At 44.0% G+C, this 19761-nt stretch carries 20 protein-coding genes; 6 read left to right on the forward strand and 14 right to left on the reverse strand.

Annotated elements, in window-relative coordinates:
• Window positions 1-16: 16 nt before the first annotated feature.
• Both rnjA and A0126_RS09925 read right to left on the reverse strand, forming a co-directional pair.
• The gene (gene rnjA, locus A0126_RS09920; protein ID WP_088837468.1) at window positions 17-1684 is read right to left on the reverse strand and encodes a ribonuclease J1; all 1668 of its coding nucleotides are present in this window, start codon (window positions 1682-1684) and stop codon (window positions 17-19) included.
• The gene (locus A0126_RS09925; protein ID WP_088837469.1) at window positions 1681-1899 is read right to left on the reverse strand and encodes a DNA-dependent RNA polymerase subunit epsilon; all 219 of its coding nucleotides are present in this window, start codon (window positions 1897-1899) and stop codon (window positions 1681-1683) included. Before A0126_RS09925 ends, rnjA begins: the two co-directional genes overlap by 4 nt.
• A gap of 171 nt (window positions 1900-2070) precedes the next feature.
• Here A0126_RS09925 and A0126_RS09930 point away from each other — a divergent pair, with 171 nt between their 5' ends.
• Window positions 2071-2847 (forward strand): Cof-type HAD-IIB family hydrolase, encoded by a 777-nt coding sequence (locus tag A0126_RS09930; protein ID WP_088837470.1) that lies wholly within the window; start codon window positions 2071-2073, stop codon window positions 2845-2847.
• A gap of 30 nt (window positions 2848-2877) precedes the next feature.
• Here A0126_RS09930 and A0126_RS09935 read toward each other — a convergent pair whose 3' ends face one another.
• The 5 genes from A0126_RS09935 to A0126_RS09955 form a co-directional block, all read right to left on the reverse strand.
• Window positions 2878-3546 carry a potassium channel family protein gene (locus tag A0126_RS09935; RefSeq protein WP_029330962.1) on the reverse strand — a complete coding sequence of 223 codons (669 nt, stop codon included), beginning with the start codon at window positions 3544-3546 and terminating at the stop codon, window positions 2878-2880.
• Between the two features lie 104 nt (window positions 3547-3650).
• Complete coding sequence (locus A0126_RS09940) at window positions 3651-4676, reverse strand: cytochrome d ubiquinol oxidase subunit II (protein WP_088837471.1); 1026 nt, start codon at window positions 4674-4676, stop codon at window positions 3651-3653.
• A 12-nt stretch (window positions 4677-4688) separates the two neighbouring features.
• The gene (locus A0126_RS09945; RefSeq protein ID WP_029330964.1) at window positions 4689-6077 is read right to left on the reverse strand and encodes a cytochrome ubiquinol oxidase subunit I; all 1389 of its coding nucleotides are present in this window, start codon (window positions 6075-6077) and stop codon (window positions 4689-4691) included.
• A 234-nt stretch (window positions 6078-6311) separates the two neighbouring features.
• Window positions 6312-7424 carry an N-acetyldiaminopimelate deacetylase gene (locus tag A0126_RS09950; RefSeq protein WP_088837472.1) on the reverse strand — a complete coding sequence of 371 codons (1113 nt, stop codon included), beginning with the start codon at window positions 7422-7424 and terminating at the stop codon, window positions 6312-6314.
• Window positions 7408-8298 (reverse strand): transcriptional regulator CcpC, encoded by an 891-nt coding sequence (locus A0126_RS09955; RefSeq protein ID WP_029330966.1) that lies wholly within the window; start codon window positions 8296-8298, stop codon window positions 7408-7410. The genes A0126_RS09950 and A0126_RS09955 overlap by 17 nt, the downstream gene beginning before the upstream one ends.
• Before the next feature lie 65 nt (window positions 8299-8363).
• Here A0126_RS09955 and A0126_RS09960 point away from each other — a divergent pair, with 65 nt between their 5' ends.
• Window positions 8364-8753 carry a disulfide bond formation protein B gene (locus A0126_RS09960; protein ID WP_088837473.1) on the forward strand — a complete coding sequence of 130 codons (390 nt, stop codon included), beginning with the start codon at window positions 8364-8366 and terminating at the stop codon, window positions 8751-8753.
• 144 nt (window positions 8754-8897) lie between these two features.
• Here the strand turns inward: A0126_RS09960 and A0126_RS09965 are convergent, their stop codons facing one another.
• From A0126_RS09965 to A0126_RS09995, 7 genes are all read right to left on the reverse strand, one after another.
• Window positions 8898-10172 carry an FAD-dependent oxidoreductase gene (locus tag A0126_RS09965; RefSeq protein ID WP_157898489.1) on the reverse strand — a complete coding sequence of 425 codons (1275 nt, stop codon included), beginning with the start codon at window positions 10170-10172 and terminating at the stop codon, window positions 8898-8900.
• A 490-nt stretch (window positions 10173-10662) separates the two neighbouring features.
• Window positions 10663-11478 (reverse strand): ammonia-dependent NAD(+) synthetase, encoded by an 816-nt coding sequence (nadE, locus tag A0126_RS09970; protein WP_088837475.1) that lies wholly within the window; start codon window positions 11476-11478, stop codon window positions 10663-10665.
• Between the two features lie 460 nt (window positions 11479-11938).
• A complete protein-coding gene (locus tag A0126_RS09975; protein ID WP_088837476.1) occupies window positions 11939-12409 on the reverse strand; it encodes a BsuPI-related putative proteinase inhibitor in 471 nt (156 codons plus the stop codon).
• A gap of 82 nt (window positions 12410-12491) precedes the next feature.
• Complete coding sequence (locus tag A0126_RS09980) at window positions 12492-12704, reverse strand: hypothetical protein (protein WP_029330971.1); 213 nt, start codon at window positions 12702-12704, stop codon at window positions 12492-12494.
• A gap of 357 nt (window positions 12705-13061) precedes the next feature.
• A complete protein-coding gene (locus A0126_RS09985) occupies window positions 13062-14153 on the reverse strand; it encodes a virulence factor (RefSeq protein ID WP_088837477.1) in 1092 nt (363 codons plus the stop codon).
• Window positions 14154-14242: 89 nt separating this feature from the next.
• Window positions 14243-14956 (reverse strand): alpha/beta fold hydrolase, encoded by a 714-nt coding sequence (locus tag A0126_RS09990; protein ID WP_088837478.1) that lies wholly within the window; start codon window positions 14954-14956, stop codon window positions 14243-14245.
• A gap of 8 nt (window positions 14957-14964) precedes the next feature.
• Complete coding sequence (locus tag A0126_RS09995; RefSeq protein ID WP_029330974.1) at window positions 14965-15522, reverse strand: GNAT family N-acetyltransferase; 558 nt, start codon at window positions 15520-15522, stop codon at window positions 14965-14967.
• A gap of 136 nt (window positions 15523-15658) precedes the next feature.
• On the opposite strand from A0126_RS09995, the gene A0126_RS10000 reads away from it, so the two are divergent.
• The 4 genes from A0126_RS10000 to A0126_RS10015 all read left to right on the forward strand — a co-directional run bounded on the left by A0126_RS10000 (window position 15659) and on the right by A0126_RS10015 (window position 19757).
• Entirely contained in the window at window positions 15659-16390 is a 732-nt protein-coding gene (locus A0126_RS10000) for a hypothetical protein (protein ID WP_088837479.1), read from the forward strand.
• Window positions 16391-16652: 262 nt separating this feature from the next.
• A complete protein-coding gene (locus A0126_RS10005) occupies window positions 16653-16946 on the forward strand; it encodes a hypothetical protein (protein ID WP_029330976.1) in 294 nt (97 codons plus the stop codon).
• 551 nt (window positions 16947-17497) lie between these two features.
• Complete coding sequence (gene brnQ, locus A0126_RS10010) at window positions 17498-18823, forward strand: branched-chain amino acid transport system II carrier protein (RefSeq protein ID WP_088837480.1); 1326 nt, start codon at window positions 17498-17500, stop codon at window positions 18821-18823.
• Window positions 18824-18887: 64 nt separating this feature from the next.
• The gene (locus tag A0126_RS10015; protein WP_088837481.1) at window positions 18888-19757 is read left to right on the forward strand and encodes a DegV family protein; all 870 of its coding nucleotides are present in this window, start codon (window positions 18888-18890) and stop codon (window positions 19755-19757) included.
• The last annotated feature ends 4 nt before the right edge of the window (window positions 19758-19761 follow it).

Here is a 19761-nt window from a genome sequence, read left to right on the forward strand (position 1 = left end):
GAAATGGCTTTTTTCGTTAAACTTCCATAATGATCGGCATGACCATCGGATGACGTTGTGTTTTTTCAGTCAAATAAGGTGTTAATGTATCGTTGATGACTTGTTTGATATCTGTCCACTTCGTGTTTCGGTTCGTTAATGATTGTTCTAACGAACGTTTCAACAAGCGCTCGGCATCTTTAATTAAGTTGCCTGATTCACGCATGTAGACGAATCCACGGGAAATGATGTCCGGTCCAGAAACAAGACGGTTTGTTTTCGAGTCGAGTGTGACGACGACGACGACGAGTCCTTCTTCCGAAAGAATACGACGATCGCGTAACACGATGTTTCCAATATCTCCAATCCCTTTTCCATCGACGTATACCGCATTCGCCTGGATTTTACCAGTGATCGCTGCTGCATTGGCATCGAGTGCTAAGACTTCACCGTTATCCATGACGAAACAGTTCTCTTCCGGAACACCCGCATCCATCGCAAGCGACATGTGTTTTTTCAACATACGGTATTCACCGTGAATCGGCATGAAGTACTTCGGCTTGAGTAGGCGCAGCATCAAGAGTTGCTCTTGCTGACTACCGTGACCTGACGTATGGATATCATTGAGCTTACCATACATCACGTCTGCTCCTGCTTTATACAGCTGGTTGATCGTTTTCCCGACCGAAACAACGTTTCCTGGAATCGGTGAAGATGAGAAGATGACCAAATCATCAGGAATGATTGAAATCTGACGGTGTGTCCCATTGGCGATTCGGCTTAACGCTGCCATCGGCTCTCCTTGCGAACCTGTACAAAGAATCGTAATTTCATTCGATTTATACCGTTTCATTTCGTTCGGTTCGATGATTGTTCCTTTAGGTGCCTTGATGAAATCAAGTTCTTGTCCAATCATCATGACCTTGTCCATGCTTCGACCGAAGACGACGATTTTCCGTCCTGCTTCGACCGAGGCATTGACGACTTGTTGGAGACGATAAATGTTCGAGGCGAACGTCGCAAAGATGATTCGTCCATCCGCTTTCCGGAAAACATCCGAAATCGTTTCACCGACAACCCGTTCACTCATTGTAAATCCTTCAACTTCAGCATTCGTCGAGTCAGATAAGAGACAAAGTACGCCTTCTTTCCCGAGTTCTGCCATCTTCGCTAAGTCAGCAGGCTCCCCAACTGGTGTGAAGTCGAACTTAAAGTCCCCCGTATGGACGATATTGCCTTGTGGCGTTTTTACGACGACACCGAACGAATTTGGAATCGAGTGTGTCGTCCGGAAGAATGAAATACTTGTCTTCCGGAACTTGATGATCGAGTCCTCATCAATTTCATGAAGTTCCGCCGTCCGTAATAAACCATGCTCTTCTAATTTGACCTTGATTAAACCAAGGGCAATTTTCCCCGCATAAATCGGTAAGTTCACTTGTTTTAATAAGAAAGGAAGTCCGCCGATATGATCTTCGTGTCCGTGTGTAATGAACACACCTTTGACTTTATCTTTATTTTTGATTAAATACGTGTAATCTGGAATAACATAATCGATTCCGAGCAATTCATCTTCTGGGAACATGACCCCTGCATCAATGACGATGATTTCATCTTGGAATTGAACCACATATGTGTTCTTCCCGATTTCTCCTAAACCGCCGAGTGCGAATACGGCTGCTTGGTGGTTTTTGACGAACTTCATGCGAACGTCGCTACCTTGTAGTCAACACTTTGTTTTTCGTACTCTAGGAATTCTCCACTTACTTCGCGGATGAATTCAACATTAATGTCTTTGATGAGATGATCAATCGATGTTCGCACGTCACGAATGCTCTCTCCTTCAACATACATAACCTCTGTCCGTTCTCTTACTGGTGCTTCCGAACGAAGCGGTTGATAAAATACTTTAAAAATCATACTTAGCAACTCCTTATCAGTCCATTGTTTTTTGTCCTTAGATTAGTATACACGAAAACGGTTCATTTTTTCATCCTTATTCAACAACTGATATCTGCTTGAACCTAGGCGCTATGCTATACTTTCATTTGTAAACGGCTATTCAGCCAATTAAATAGAGAAGGTGAAACCATGGCAAATCAAAAAGTCGTCTTTTTCGATATCGATGGAACCTTGCTTCACGATGGTCATTTCATACCGGAATCGACAAAACAGGCAATCAAACAACTACAGGAAAACGGCGTTTACGTCGCCATCGCGACCGGGCGTGGTCCTGCAATGCTGTCAGGCGTCCGTGAGCAACTCGGCATCGATACGGTCATTGGCTACAACGGTCAAATCGTCGTTCATCAAAATAAAGTCATCTATAAACGTCCGCAACCCGTCGATGATTTGAAACATTTAACATCACGTGCAAAAGAGAATGGGCACACACTTGTTTATCTCGGCGAGAAACAAGGCTTCACGACGCGTCAAACAGACGATACCGTCGCGACGTCACTCGGCGCGCTCGATATTCCCCTCCCTGCTTATAATGAAGAAGCTTACGAGACGCACGATATCTTCCAAACCCTCGTCTATTGTCAGGCAGAAGAAGAATCGATTTATACGCAAAACTATCAAGCATTCGATTTCATTCGCTGGCACCCACAAGCGATGGACGTCATCAATGCCGGATCGTCGAAAGCCGATGGAATTAAACAATTCCTCCGTTTAACGGATATCAAACGTGAAGATACGTTTGCTTTCGGTGACGCGCTGAACGATCTCGAGATGCTCCGCTACGTCGGAACAGGCATCGCGATGGGCAATGGATTAGACGAAACAAAAGCCGCCGCCGACTTCGTCACGAAACACATTCTTGAAGACGGCATCGCGCACGGTTTAAAAAAATTCCAATTAATTTAAAAGGGATACAAAAAAAGCTGAGGAGATCCCTCAGCTTTTTACTTTATGGATGGCTCGTTCGAGACGATCCAAGTCTTCGTTTTCTCCAATGACGACAAGGTAGTCGCCCTTTTCAATGACTTCATCAGCTTGTAACGAAATCATGACATTTTCTCCCCGTTTGATGGCGACGACGTTCGCGCCGTACTTACTTCGTAAATCAAGATCAATCAACGTTTTGTTTGCCATGCGATCGCTGACCTTGATTTCAACGATTGAGAATTCTTGAGACAGGTCAAGATAATCCAAAATATTCGAACTCATCAGGCCGTTCGCAATCCTAACCCCCATGTCACGTTCCGGGTGGACAATGAAGTCAGCACCGATTTTCCGCAATACTTTTTCATGGTAATCGTTCGTCGCTTTGACAGTGATTGATTTAACACCGAGTTCCTTTAAAATCAACGTTGTCAAAATCGAAGCTTGAATGTTTTCCCCAATCGCAACGATGACGTGATCAAAGTTTCGAATTCCAAGACTTTTCAATACGTTCTCATCCGTCGTATCCGCGATGACGGAGTGTGTCGCAATCCCCATGTATTCATTGACACGTTCTTCATCCGAATCAATCGCTAGAACGTCATAGCCATTCTTCGATAATTCACGGACGATCGAACCACCAAAACGCCCCAAACCAATTACTGCAAACTCTCCATTCATGTTCAACTCTCCTTCAGATTTCGCTTCGTCAGTAGTAGTGTACCCGATTCCTTCTTAAAATACTATAAACGCCTTCACAGTGCGTGAAGGCGTTTAAGATCTCGCTATTTTTTTACTTTTTCGCCTCTGACATAATCGTTATCAAACAGGAACAATCGTAAAATCAGATAGAGTGCCGGAATCAATAATAATAGTCCGAAGATAAAGACTACGACAAGCGACGTCGCCATTGTTTCGTTAACGACCGCTTTATTGATATCGATGTACGGATATAAGATATACGGTAAATGAGTATAGCCGTATCCGAACCATGCAACTCCGTATTGAGCCATGACAGCGATAAAGGCAATTCCATAATTCCGCTTCAGGTAGACGAGTGCGACTGCAACACAGAAAAACACAAAACTTGCTGCGAACCACCACCAGTTACCATTCAAAATGTTTTCATAATGCCATGCAGCTTGATTCTTTAAACCAAAGAAAACAAGTCCACAGACGATGATCGTTGGAATGCTCCAAAAGAGCGCCCATTTCCGAATCAAGTCACTCGCCCCTACGTCTCGCGCCTTATCTGCGTAGAACAACAGGAACATCGCACTAATATAAAGGACAGAGACAATCGCAAGTGCTACGACTGACCAGGAATAAAAGTTCGTAAACAATTTCGTCCCTAAAAACTCAACCGTTTCATTCGTTTTACGAATAAAGCCACCTTGACTAATCGTCAACGTCGTCGACATCGCAGCCGGAATCAAGAGCCCCGTCGCACCATAGAGAAACGTATAGAACATACTATCGTTCGAACCGTAGTTCGCAAAGGCATAAAAGCTACCGCGAATCGCAATCAGAACGAGTACGATTGATGCAGGCACGAGAAGTGCCGTTCCATAGTAATAAGCTGTGTCCGGGAAAAACCCGACGAGACCAACAAAGAAGAAAACGAAGAAAACGTTCGTCACTTCCCAAACGGGCGAAAGATAACGTAAAATCAATCGATTCGTCAAATGATCTCGTTTTGTATATTTCGAGTAAAATGCGTAAAATCCAGCACCGAAGTCAATTGAGGCAACGATGAGATATCCATAGAGGAACGTCCAAAGTACGGTTATTCCTAGTGTTTGAATGTCCAACTCGTTCCCTCCTTATTCTTTATCGTCCGCAAACATCGCTTCACCGCGAGTATGGTGATCGTCTGCGAGTTCTTTACCGACAGGATTATTCTTAAACATACGGAGCAATACGACTGTACAAATCGTACCAAGTAAGAGGTACAACATGCTGAATAGAATCAGCATCGGTCCGACTGCAGTAGATGTCGTCGCTGCGTCAGCCGTTCTCATAATACCATATAGCGTCCATGGTTGACGTCCGATTTCCGCGTACATCCAACCTGCTTCAATCGAAACGATGGCAAGTGGTCCACCAATGAAAATACCGCGCAGTAACCATTTATTATACGGGTTCAACTTCTTCAGTCGGAATGCGAGTATGAACAAGGCGGAAATCGCTGCTAAATACATCCCGATCGATACCATGATATCGAAGAAATAGTGGACGAATAACGGCGCTTGGTCTTCTTTCGCAAATTCATTTAGACCGATGACTTCTGTATCTGGTGCTCCACCTGCAAGAATTGACAAGGCGTATGGAATCTTAACCGCACCTTTGATGTCATAACTACCATCTTCTTGTTCATCCAAAATCCCACCGAAAATCAATTCTGCTTCATTTGTCGTTTCAAAATGCCACTCCGCTGCTGCTAATTTTTCAGGTTGATATTTCGCAAGATACTTTCCTGAAAAATCACCGACGAGCGCTGTCGAGAAGGCGAAAATCAATCCAGCCATGACTGTCAGACGAAGTGCCTTTTTGTGATACGCCGTCTCGGCTGCGGACAGTGTTTTCTTGCGCAATAGATGGAACGCAGCAATTGCTGCTAAGATGAACGCAACCGTCAAGTAAGCAGATACAATAACGTGTGTCGCTTTTGTTGGCGTTGCCGTATTGAACATCGCTTTTAACGGTTCGATTTGTGTTAACGTTCCGTTGACAATTTTAAAACCTTCCGGAGAATTCATGAACGAGTTAACTGTCGTGATGAAGAAGGCTGACGCCGTTGCCCCAATGACGACCGGAATCCCGATTAACCAGTGTAACCATGGATTTTTAAAGCGATCCCATGTGTACAAGTAAATCCCAAGGAAGATCGCTTCAAAGAAGAAGGCGAACGTTTCCATGAAGAGCGGCAAAGCAATCGTCTGTCCGGCTACTTGCATTAATGAAGGCCATAAGAGCGATAATTGTAATCCGATTGCCGTCCCCGTAACGACTCCGACCGCTACCGTTACGATATAACCGCGCGTCCAACGTCGTGCTAAAAGAATATAATCTGGATCTTTTCGTTTAATTCCAATGTACTCGGCTGCGAGTACCATCAACGGAACTCCTACACCAATCGTTGCAAAAATGATGTGAAACGCTAATGTGAGCCCTGTCAATAATCGACTGAGCATAACTGGATCATTGAACATGTGTGTGCCCCCCTCTTCCTAAACGTACTTCTATATATGTTTATATCCGTATCATAGAGAACATAATCATTTGTGTCTGTTCTAAATGTTTGATGTAACAAATTGTTCACATCTATTCGTGATTTTCTTCACAAAACGTTCGAAAACTAGATGATCTCGCTAAATGAAAACCCTTTACTTCGATTTGAGGCGAAGTAAAGGGCATTTCTACAGTCTTTTTACGATTCATTCAGTTTACACATATTCACGGAAGTAATGATCCAGTAAATTAATCACAAATGGGATCGCCTCTTCATCCGGATTCAACGTCGGCTGATGTAAACCGGACGTTGGATTATCGATTCCAAGCCAAAACATCATGCCTGGGACTTCTTTTAACATGAATCCAAAGTCTTCACCCGTCATCGCAGCGTCGCATTCAACATAATTTGCATTCATCTTAACGAATGAAGAAAATTTATCGACGACGTTTTGATCATTCACGACTTCGTAATAGCGGTTTCCAAATTGCAAATCAATTTTCACGCCAAATGACGCTTCAATTCCACGAACGATGTCACGTACCCGTTCTTCTAATTTTTCCATATCAGTACCGTTCAACGCACGCATCGTTCCATCTAGCACAGCTCGACCGGCAATAACATTTTCACGAATCCCCGCATCGACCTTGCCAATCGTGATGACACTACAATTCATCGGATTGATTGATCGACTGACGATTGTTTGCAACTGCATGATGAGTGCAGCCTGAGCAACGACCGTATCGACCGTCAAGTGTGGAAATGCAGCATGACCACTTTGACCATAAATCGTGATGTGAACTTCCCGCGCACTGGCAAATAATACGCCAGGACGACTCGCAATTGTCCCGACCGGATATTCAGGTGCCACATGGAGACCATACATTTCACTCGGACGATATTTTTCGAATAATGGACTTTTAATCATCGGTTCCGCTCCACCCGGACCTTCTTCTGCCGGTTGGAATAAGAAGACGACGTCATCCATGATCGGTAACTCGACAAGACGACGAAGCAGACCTAACGCAATTGACGCATGGACGTCATGCCCACAGGCGTGCATCATTCCCGGATGCTCCGAACCAAAAGGAAGACCCGTCGCTTCTTCGATCGGCAAACCATCGATATCTGCGCGGTAACCGATTGTTCGATTTCCGGTCAACCCTTTAACACGAACGAAAACACCTGTTTCAAACGTATCGTAGCTGACGCGGTCTTCAGGATAAGAGCGAATCTGATTTAAAATAAAGGCTTGCGTCTTGAACTCCTTGAATCCTAATTCAGGTATTTTATGAAGTTCTCTTCGCATTTCAATCGCGTATTCCATCTGACTGACTTCCCCCTTCTTCTTTTACGATGTCCCAAAAGGCTTGGACTTGTTTTAACTCAAGCATGGATTCCGTCGATAAAATCCATGTATCGCGTTTCAGTACTTTACCCGAAGACGTCTTCAACGGAATCTGCATCACTTCGCTCGATTCTTGAATCGTTGACTCTGGTAAAATCGCGAATCCAATGCCGTGTAACGCCATTTGTTTACAAGTTTCGATTTGGTCGACGACGAGCGTCCGCGCAGGCGGACTTGAAAAACGATCCTGCCACCACTCGAGTATTTCTTGATAGTACGTCGAATCACTTTTGAACTGAATGAATGGTCGGTCCGTCTTACGCAACTGTTCAAGCGTCGTCAACTCACTATCAACAAGATAGAGCGGGTCTGAGAACAACCGTTCCTTGACGCCCTTCCAGTCCGGATTACCTCGAATGATGCCGATATGAAAATGTTCTTCGAGCATATGCCGCATCATTTCACTCGACCACCCTGTTACGAGTTGGACGCGTACATGCGGGTAACGTTCCACGAAACGTTTCAACACGCGTGGCAACCAATATTGACCCATGATGGAGGCGACAGCAATCCGAAGGGTCCCGTAGACTGCCCCTTCTTCGGCAGTCAGTTCACTTTTCAGTTCTAATTCTTTTCGATTCATTTCTTTTGCGAGCCCAATGACTTTTTCTCCTTGGGGCGTAATGCTTAATCCACGGGAAGAACGAATGAACAACTTCGTCGCCCACCTGCGCTCAATCGCAACCAATCGTTGACTGAGTGCCGGCTGCGAGACGAAAAGACGTTCGGCTGCTCTTCGCATATTCAGCTCTTCCGATAAAGTTATCAACATTTCCATTTCCGACACTTGCAATGTAAGATTCGACTCCTCATGATATAAGATGGCATTAGTTTAACACGTTAGGAAGGAAGGTACATATGTCACGCTATCATTTTATGTTAATCGTCTCAGCGATTGCGACCTTAGGAAGTCTGTACTTCAGTGAAGTTCGCGGTTTCATCCCTTGTCCACTTTGTTGGTGGCAACGCTTGTTCATGTATACGACGGCATTTTATTTAATCATTACACTCTTTCGGAATCGCCCCGTCGATGCTCTTTTCGTTCGACTATATGTTGGAATCGGTTGGGTAGTTGCTGCCTATCACGTTGTTCTCGAACGCCTCCCGGATGGCGAGGCACTCTGTACGAATGGTTGCCTGATTCAATGGGTCAACTACTTCGGTTTTTTGACAATCCCAATGATGAGTTTAATCGCCTTCACCCTCTTATTGATCCTTGCCTTTTACCCGAATAAACAAAGTGCATAAGTTGCAGATATCTGTTCAAACAAATGCGTCACGTAGAACTCACTACAAAAATTAACGCACAGGAAACCCGAGCGATTCCATTTCGATAACAGGAATGCTCGGGTTTTTCATTTCCTTCCGATGCCGATACTATGCTTGACCGTTTCACTGCCACTCCCTCGACACCGCGTAGGCACTTGAAAAAGATAATTCCGATAACTGACCTTCTCCTTCACACCAATCACCTACGAAAGCAATCGACGTATCCGCTTCCAAAAAGCAAGGCAACGGCCTTTGTCCCATCTTCCATTTGATTTCTTGAACGATTGCGCGTTTCATCGTCCGCTCTGTCACAAGGCGATCTCGCCACCCTGGATAGTGGTGATCTAATAAGTCATGGGCGTGCTGTACTTTTTCTTCAATATATGTCGCTTGACTGACCTGTTTATGATCAAGATATGCGACGACTTGTAAGACTTGTCCCTCTTTCGGAGAAATGCTTGCATCATAGTGTGACAAATCCGTGACGAAGACTTGATGGTCTCGATCGAATACATAAGAAAAAGGAGTATCAATGTAAGGACTGATTCCGACATCATAGACTAGGGCTTCGGCTGGTTCAAACTGCGCGTATGGTTCAATAAAGTGCTGGATCGATAATGGTAATGCAACTTTACGCATCTCGCGAGGAGGTATCGCGAGAATTACACGCTTAGCCGACCATTCATTTTTTTGGCGATCGCGTAATCGATAACCTCCCCTACTTTGTTCAATCGCTGTAATCTTGGTTTTCCGATGGATTTCTCCCCCGTAGTCCGTCAAAACGCGTTCGAGTTCATCAATTAAGGTTTGCCAACCTCCAGCAATATATGAAACCGGTTTGCGCGTACGAAATAGTTTCCGGTAATACGCAAAATAGACAGATGACGGAATATTTTCGGGTTCGGAAGTGAAAAAATTACTCGAAGCTAAATCGAGCATTAACCTTGAGACATCGTCTTCGACCTTTTCTTGGACCAACCAGTCCCCAATTGAAACTTCCGACTCTCCACGTTCGAGTGACAGTAGTGTTTTAACGACCGCCCATGTGAAACGCACCTTATCGGTTCCTTCCACTAGTTCTGTCTTCAACAGGCCGAGTGCATTCGCAGGAGCCGCAGTCAAATGTCCAGCAAACTCATATTTCGCCTTAGAAGAAGAAAAATCGAGCCATGTCACATTAAGCTTCAATTGTTTAATTAATGAACGGAGTGCTGATTGGTCACGCCCATAAACAGCATGCGCTCCATAATTGAACGTAAATCCTTTAAGCACTTGCGAAGTTGCCCTCCCCCCCAGTAAACCGGCATCGTACAGATGAATTTCCTTTCCTTGATCCGCGAGAAGTGCTGCCACTGATAAACCAGCTAACCCACCACCGACGACTGCAATCTTTTCCACTCGACGCACCTCCTTTTAAGCATCAATTCCCTTTTCTTGATTCTTTTCCCGATTCCAAACAAAAAAAACGACACCCCTAAAGGATGTCGTTTCAGCGTGTAGACAAACTATTAAAAAGCGTAAACATACGGTATCGAGATGCAATCCGTTCGCGCTTCCCTGTCTCGCCTCGTCTTCAAAGCGATTCGAGACGGATTGCGCTCTAAACCGTCTCCACGCCTGGCTTTTTGGTCACGGTATTAGCTAAAAAGCGTCATGTTTCGTTGACTCCTACGGGAAAAAGTGCGTTTTTAACGCACTTTCAGAGGCAGACAAGACCCTGCTCGTTGTCCGTAAGGACCAAGGAGCAACGGCTTGCGCCTCGCCCGAGGAAAGCAACGAATAAAGACGCTTTTTCTCCTGATAGCACTTTGTCTACAGTCTGAAACGAAACCCCTAAAGGATGTCGTTTTAAAAAGATACTTTGCCTCGGAGAGCAAGCATCGTCATATCATTTCCACCAGTCATCTAATGGAGAAACCGGCATATGATGTTTATGACCTACACGTTTATACTGTGTCTCTAGTTTCGTTTGACTTGCAGTTGAAATGCTTTTTCCTTCTAGATAGTCGTCAATCTCATCATACGTCATCCCTAATGCGAGTTCGTCAGGTAAACCAGGTCGGTCATCCTCTAGATCAGCTGTCGGTACTTTATCAATCAATCCGACAGGTGCATCTAAATAACGTAACAATTGTTTTCCTTGTCGTTTGTTTAAGCCAGTCAACGGTGTTAAATCACAAGCCCCGTCACCATGCTTCGTGTAGAAACCTGTGACGAATTCAGCTGCATGATCCGTTCCGACGACGAGACAACCAAAGTGCGCTCCAAGATCATATTGTACTTTCATCCGTTCACGTGCCTTCGTATTACCTTTACTGAAATCAGATAGGACTTCTCCTGTCGCGACTTCAAATGAAGCCATTGCCGCTTCTACTGCCGGCTTGATATCAACGCGTAACGAGTGATCTGGTCGAATGAATGATAAGGCAAGTTGTGCGTCCGATTCATCCTGCTGCTGTCCATAAGGAAGGCGGACCGCATAAAAATGAAAATCTCGTCCTGTTTCTGCTCTCAGTTCTTCTACAGCGAGTTGACAGAGCCGTCCGGCAAGAGACGAGTCTTGACCACCTGAAATACCAAGGATAAATCCTTTAGCACCCGTATGAAGTAAGTATTCTTTTAAGAAACGAATCCGGTTCGCCACCTCTTCATGCGCCTCGATGACCGGCTTGACTCCTGTCGCTTGAATGATGTCTTGTTGCATTGTCACATCACACTCCTCATTCTCTATTTTTTACCAAAATTAGACGAGAATACTCCCCCTTCTAAACGTTCAGGGCGAAGCCCTAGTCCAAGTGGGGGATGAATCGTCGTCGGTCAGGACGTGTCTTCCAACACGTCAATTGTCCGACGCTCTTCGTTTGAAAACAATTAAAATCAGGAATAATTAAAATGTCACGTTCTTTGGAAACTGAAGATATAGGGTTGTGACAGGAAGTTTGTCTGTCACGTAAAATCTTCAACGTCCACCTTGCGGATGACCGAAGTAGCGAAAACCAAGCAGAGTAGGCATCCGCTCAAAAGAAACGGGCAAGTTTAACGTTCAACCGTCGGGACGACGGGGTTAGCCTGATAAAGTTTCGAACATTAGATCAAATAACTCAGGAATCCTCCACCTTTTAGCGAAGCATAGGTGGAGGTAGTTCAATAGTTTCAGTTTAGCATCATAGCTTCCCTTTAGAAATAACGGATGTCACCTTCGATGTCGAGTCACGCGCTCCCTCGAATTGTTGAACAGTCATTCCGTCGATTTCTTTTACATCGCTAGTATCTGATAATTCAATCGTCACTTCATATTCCTTTTCCTCATACGGTTTAAACTGTTCTTCTTCAATCGCTTGTGTAAAAAGATGTTCTTTCGAAAACGTGTAAATCACGTGATTTCGTCCATCACGCACCATTAATTCAAAGCGTTGTGATGAAGGATACGCAATTTTCACGTTTTGGTCATTTGGATTGTGCAACCGTACGATTGCCTCTATTGTATTCAATCCAACAGCCTGTCCTGACACGGCAATTTCAATCGGTTGATTCGACACTTTTGTTGCAAGGTCCGCTTTTTTAGTTTCTTGACTACATCCGACTAACATGAGCGCTAATCCAAGTAACAGCAACCGTGTTCGAGACCATTTCATGACGTCTCCTCCCTCTTTTCATCCATTTTATCATACAAAAAAGGAGACAAGGTTTCCCTCATCTCCTTTTCATAGTTGCTGATTAAGCAACAGGCATTTCTGTTACATCGGTTGAACCTGAGAATAATTGTTCCATCCCCGTTACGAATAATTCATCACAGATCGCATCTGTCGCTGTGACCGGTGCGACGAGTGTGATTGTCCGGCTATCACCTGTCTCGATTGTAACGTACACACCAGAAGCCGTTCGTTCTTTATACCCCACTGCTAAGTCTGTTTCTGCAAAAAGTATCATGTCCCCGCATCTCCTTTGTTATGTTAGATTTCAGTTAAACCAACTCACTCGGTTAATCTCGAATCCGTTATGTTGATTTCACTTTACCAAACGTCCAAAAGAGCAGGTGAATTGTCATTCGACAATTCATGTCAAAACTTTATGCCAGTTTCCTAACCCATAAAATGGATGATATAAAAAACAAATCATTTCTTTTGAAACATGCAGATTATCATCATATTTCAAAGACATTTCAAAATCATTACAGTCTTTTCTTCTTTTTTTTGCCAGGACATAAGTCTTATAGGTAAAATATGACTAGACAAAACATGCGCGATTTTGTCGAATGATTGTGCCAAACATGGTTTTTTCAAGTTCTTATGAACTTTCATCAATCAAACGGTTCATTTGTTGCCAGACTGTCCCTAGTGCTTCTTCCCCACTCTCGATTCGTGCTAAGGCGAGCTCGGCTTGGAGTGCGACTTCATATTCTTTATCTTGTGCTGCTTCTTTTAAGCGAGATACTGCCCGTTCCGTTCCAACATCGAATAGAAAGCGCGCGGCACGCCAACGAACAAGTTTGTTTTTATCGGTCAACGCTTCAATCATCATCGGCTCCGCTTCCGGAAGTGCCCAATCAGATACTGTATCCCCTGCGGTCCGACGAACGATTCCTGAAGGGTCATGTAAAGCATTCGTGATATATTCGAGCAATTCTTGACGATTCTCCTCAAACATGCCGAGCTTGACGATTGCTTGTCGTCTGATTTGCATTTTTTCATCCTGAAGCATCTTCGCATAAGCCGAGATCCAGCTTAAATCAATCGGTAATTCATCCAGTGCTGCAAACCGCTCTTTCCAGTCGCTCGAGCTAAGGGCTTGTCCATCAAACGTAACGTCTTCACCCGAAGCGAGTACTTTCAATCGTTCAACCCGCTCTTGAGGATAGGCGATTTCGAGCTCTTGCGCCACTTCCTCTAGACTATCGTCCAGTTCCCCATACCGTGGGGCTTGTTCAACCCAGCGTCGATCACTAATGACATTTTGGACAAAAGGTTGGACGAATAGTGCAGCATCCCGAAACCTTTCCGGTAACCCTTGTCGTTTTTCTTCTAATCCTTTGACGCCTTTGATTTGCATCGGGACACCGAGGATGAATTGAACAAAGAGATGCACAGGTTCGAATGCGGCATCTGTTTCATGATTTTCGACATCACTTAAATTCTCACCAAAAGCTCGGCGAATTTCGATGACGAGTGTTCGCCAATCGTATTTTGGAAAACGTTCGACGGCAAGAAAGTCACTCACTTGATAGACTGATTTAATTCCAGGAATGTCTAAAAGTTTCGTTACGTGCTCCGGCGCACCAAAAGCATGTTCAAAGGTCTGTCCCTTTTCAGAAAATGTTTCATCAACGATGACTTTCATGTTGTTTGGACTTGGTGTTGGTTCAATTGCTACAATTTTCATATCGATCCCTCCCCCTCCATCATTCAGAAACTTTAAAGAAATTGCAACGCAAAAGCTCTACGATTCGAACCGTAGAGCTTTGATGTTGTTTAAGCAAATACACGCTCGATAATCTCACAGAACGCATCCGGTGTTTCAAGCATCCCCATGTGACCACTGTCCGTCGATTCAAAGCTGATCCGTGAGTTATTCGGGCTAAATGCACTCTCTTTAGAGATAAGGGCATCTTTTTCACCATGAACAATCACACCAGGAACTGAAGTTTGATTCAATGCGCTCGTGACATCTCTCCGGTCGCGCATCGCACTTAGAGCGCGTATTGCACCTTCGACTGTCATCATGTAACCAATCTCTTTTGCTTCAGAAATTAGCATCGGATCTGCCCCTTCAGCAAATAAGCCGGGAATCATGCCGTCAACGAATGCCCGAACTCCAATTTCCTCGACACGACTAATGTTTTGATTCCGTTTTTGTTTCGCTTCAGTAGCGTCTGGTTTCGCCGTTGAATAGACGAGACCGAAACCAGCAATTTTATCTGCATAAGCTTCGACGATCGCAGCCGTAATATATCCGCCGAAAGAGTGACCAATGATAATCGGATTTTCGATTTCCCGGCGTTCCAAGTCCTTCATGACCCACTCTGCAAATCCTTCCACTGTGTCAGGTCCTACGTCCTCTCCTTCATGACCGGGTAGTCGCAGCGGCAAGACATCAAACGATAAGCGAAGCTTTGCTTCCACCCGATTAAAATAATCTGTTCCTCCAGCAAATCCGTGTAGCAATACGAGTGTTTGTTTCGACATTGACTAACTCATCCCTTCCATTCCGATGCAAGCATCCGGTAAATTGTCAAATCCATAAAACGTCCATGACTGTAGGCATAATCCTCAAGCAATCCTTCCGATTGAAAACCTAATTTTTGGACGAGTGCATTCGAAGCAAGATTTTCAGGTGCAACAAGGGCACTGATGCGATGGAGGGCGAAGTCTTCGAATCCATGTGTTAAAACAGCACGCGCCGCCTCAGAAGCGACACCTTGCTTCCAGTAGTCTTGACTGACCTCAAAACCGATTTCAGCACGGTGGTACTGCGCTAACCAATTATGGAAGCCGATTGTCCCGATTAATTGGTTCGTTTGCAAATCAGCGATTGCCCACCGAATCGCCTTCCCTTGTGTAAACTGTTCTTTGAAATAACTAATGACGTTTTTTGCTTCATACACAGTCGCTAACGGATCCGATCCGTAATAGTACATGACGTCCTCATCTGAAAGAATCTTAAATAAATCACGTGCATCTTTATTTTCAAGTTCCCTTAGAACAAATCGTTCCGTCGTCAACTCTGGAAATGGTTTTCGTAACCCCCACATCGTTTGATCACCTCTTTTTATGCTTCTATTCTTTATTATGCCCGTTTTCAAAAGGAATTATTCTTTTCGCTCGATTGAAGTTTTGCTACTATTGAAATAGTAAGTATTGATGAGTCAAGAAAGGAAGCAGATGGCTATGTCAAGTACAATGCTTTATTTTTATGAAGATGCAGAAAACCATCGTTTAACGATGTCTGGTGTGACATTTTCTGATTTCATGATTGCGCTAGATTTAAAACGTCCATTACTTGTCTCAGGTGCAGACTTTAAAGCCGTCAAACAATCGTTTCGTACTTCGCTCAATTACGTTGAAGCACATGAAATCGAGCAATTTTCCGCGTCGAATGATGTCGTTCGTCATCCATTGAACGCGATCGACATCCGCTCTTCACATTCCTTAGATACATTAACTGATCCTGAAGTTGCGGAGCTGTTATTCCTCATGCATATGAAGCGTGGTATGCCGAGCCCGTTCGCGTCATCGGTCGAGAACGAGTTCGCCTATTTCAGTGAACACGACGGATTTCAGGCAACAGTATATTTAAAAGATTGGTCCCGAATCGAGCAAATTCTCTCAGTCTTAATCCAGCGAAAGATTCGTCACGAGCTTCGTGGGTTATCTCCCCGTCCTTTGACGGCTGAAATCCTGATCCATATTCGTCAATTGCTCAGCGAAGGTGTGTTAATTGATTTCGCGAATATAAAACGCTCTGTTTTTACGAGACAACTCAGCATTCCTCTTTATATTGCGGGTCGTTACGAAGACATGGCCGTGCTAAAGGAAGACTTTGAGTCTGAAAAAGAGTCCATCATCGCACGTGGTGAATTCGTCCACCGCAAAAAAGCCTGGGATTTTGAGGTACGATGATCTTCAGCATCTCTATCATCAAATGATAGGATGCTTTTTTTGTATCTTATTTTTTTCTACTTTCATGTATTATTTCAAGAAATCTAATATCATACAATATCTCTCTTGAATTAATTGAATTTTCACATAAAATAATGCTAGCTTCTTTTAGAGACTTCGTTATAATGAGATTAACCTTTTGGATAAGTTAGAAGTTGCAGTTGTTTTTTTTCGTTACACGTATGATGATTGTTCGTGTTAGCTAACAAAGGAGGAACTAGTTATGGACCAGTTAAAAGTGAACGGAATCGGATCATTCGCTAAATTCGCGACGAACGGACATATCCTGAAACTGAAGGATGCGTCAATTGGCGAACTTAAATTATCACTGAATGATGCGAGCTCAATGGCAATCTCACCGATTGATGAAGAGACCGGAGTATTCACCATCCGAGGGCAGCAACAGGAACCGCTCGTCGAGCTAACGTTGCCCCGTCAATCTTGTGAAGTCGTTCACGCCTGGCTCCTCCACAAAATGAGACGACAAAAAAAGGGGCGCTTCATGGCTTCTAGTTAAACTTATGTCGCTCGTTATATCTATATTAACCATCCGGTCACTTCTTCAATGAAGGACCGGATTTTTTGTTATAATATGGTTCTTTTCGCATCTTTTTTAGTAATAATATGCATGATAACGTTCTCAATATTTTTTCTTTTGGAACAATTGTCAGAAAATATTGATTAATCATGTATCCCGTGATAATCTGAGACAAATTCAACGAGAGGAGCACCATATTATGAGCACTTTAGTTTTAACTTTGAATCACCGACTGATTATTCTGTACGCGTGGGACTGAAAACATTTCATGTGACGATGAAATAGTTTTTGGGCCCTCCTTTCGATGGATCGAATGAGGCGTCCAGTGAAACAGATGGCGCCTATCCAATCTAACGGATAGGTTTTTTAATTCCACATTGCGGTTGATCTTCTTTTACAAGTGTAGAGGTTAAAACGCGTTTGCTTCGACTCCTCGATTCTTGAATAACGAATGTTTTAAAATTTATTTATAACAGCTAATTTCTAATGGTATAGTGAGTAAGATTATGAGGAATCAGGAGGCATAATATATGTTGAACCGTAAAGATTTATTCGCTTTAGGATTTATGATTTTCGCTTTGTTTTTTGGTGCCGGTAACTTAATTTTCCCACCCGAACTCGGTGCTCTTGCCGGAACACAATTCTTACCTGCCATGCTAGGCTTCATCGTAACAGGCGTCGGTCTCCCGTTAGCGGGCTTAATCGCAGTCGCTTGGGTTGGCGGCGGAATTAGTACGCTGGCAAATCCATTGCCGAAAGCTGTTGGTGCTTTCTTGACATTCGCACTTTACGTCGCGATTGGTCCATTCTTCGGCATCCCGAGAACATCCGTCGTCACGTATGAACTTGGTATCGTTCCTTTTTTAGGAGAACCCAGCCAAACGACGTTAATCATTTCATCATTACTCTTTTTCTTGGCAACCGTGTTTCTCGTTTTAAGACCGGGTAAGTTACTTGATATCATCGGTCGCTTCATCACACCGTTATTACTGACGGCACTTATGATTCTCAGTATAAGTAGTATCGTCAATCCACTTTCTGCCGTCGAGGCACCAGCTCCTGCATACAACAGTTTTACGAACTCGTTTGTTCAAGGATTTCTTCAAGGCTATTTGACCCTCGACGCACTCGGTGCACTCGTCTTCGGGGTTATCGTCTTACACACGCTTCACACACGTGGAATTAAAGATCGTACATCACAATTAAAAAACGTGACAAAAGCCGGTTTAATTGCCGCAGTCTCATTGACTGTCGTCTATACAGGACTTGGTTTCATTGGACGAAACAGCTTCGGTGCTGTCGGTTCAGTCAGCGGTCCTGATTTGTTGCAACAATATGCTGATAGTACGTTCGGTACGGTTGGTTTAGTCATTTTAGGAACAGCGATTTTGCTTGCTTGTTTAACAACTTCCGTCGGTCTTGTGACAGCATTTTCAGAATATTTGATTTCATTGTTTAAACGATTGTCTTTCCCGGTCGCAAGTATCACGACAGCCGTATTAGGGTTCGCAATCTCGATTTTCGGATTGCAGACACTACTGTCGATTGCTGTACCTGTATTGATGTTCCTTTATCCGATTGTCATCGTCTTAATCGTCTTGACGTTCATTCGTTCAGCTATCAAGAAGCCAGCCATCGTCTATGGTGCGACATTGTTCGTAACGGCGCTTCTCTCTTTACTCAGCTCACTCATGTCGTTAAAAGTTTTACCTGCATTCGCCAGCAGTATGTATAAAGCTTTCCCGTTAGTCGACCAAAACATGGCATGGTTATTACCTGCAATCGTGACATTCATCATCAGTTCATGGATTGGACACGTTTCTCATAATTCCATCAGCCAAAAACAAGCAGGCTGATGATTCCGCTTTCATGCCTGTGGTATAATGAGAAAAATGGAATTCTACTGGAGGCGTCGTTTTAATGGATAAGATTGCTTGGATCACCGATAGTATGGCTTTTTTCCGAGAGGGAGAAGCAGAACAGATCGGAGTCCATGTGGTGCCGACCCAACTCATCATTAACGGTGAATCGTACCGTGAGTATGTCGACATTTCAATTGAACAACTAGATGAAAAAATGAAACAACATTCTTCTGCCGTCCCTACGACTTCTCAGCCTTCCTTTGGAGAGTTAGTCGAGTTGTATGAGCGTCTAAAGAGCGAAGGATATGATTACGGGTATGCCATTCATATCACGAGTGGCTTAAGCGGAACATATGCAAGCTCAGTCGCAGCTGCAGAGGCTGTTGGCTTCCCCTTGTATGCCATTGATTCTTATACAGGGGCGACCAATCAGCAAGAAATGATTAAGATTGCGATCGAGCTCGCAACTTCTGGAATGCGTCCTGAAAACGTGATGACTGTTCTCGAAAAGTTCAAACACGGTTCTCACTTTTATTTGATCATCGGGAATATGGAAACGATGCGGCGTGGGGGTCGCGTTTCAAGTAGTCAATTTTTACTTGCGAACATGCTGAATATCAAGCCGATTGTTACGTTCAATGAACTTGGGAAACTCGTTCCCTTTAAGAAGGTTCGCTCCTTGAAGAAAGCTTTTCAGGAAATGGCTACGGAGGTCGTGGCAAAAGTCCAGGCTTCTGGTCTACACCAGCAAAGACTCTACGTCGGACATACATTGGCGTTAGAAGAAGCTGAACAACTTCGTGGTCTCATTCAATCTAAACTATCTGACGTTTCCATCGAAATCACTCAATTCGGCCCATCTATTTTGTCACATGCAGGTGCCGCTACTATCGGTGTCTATTGGTTCGACCAAATTGAATACCCGTAATAGT

It is taken from the genome of Exiguobacterium sp. N4-1P (assembly GCF_002214325.1).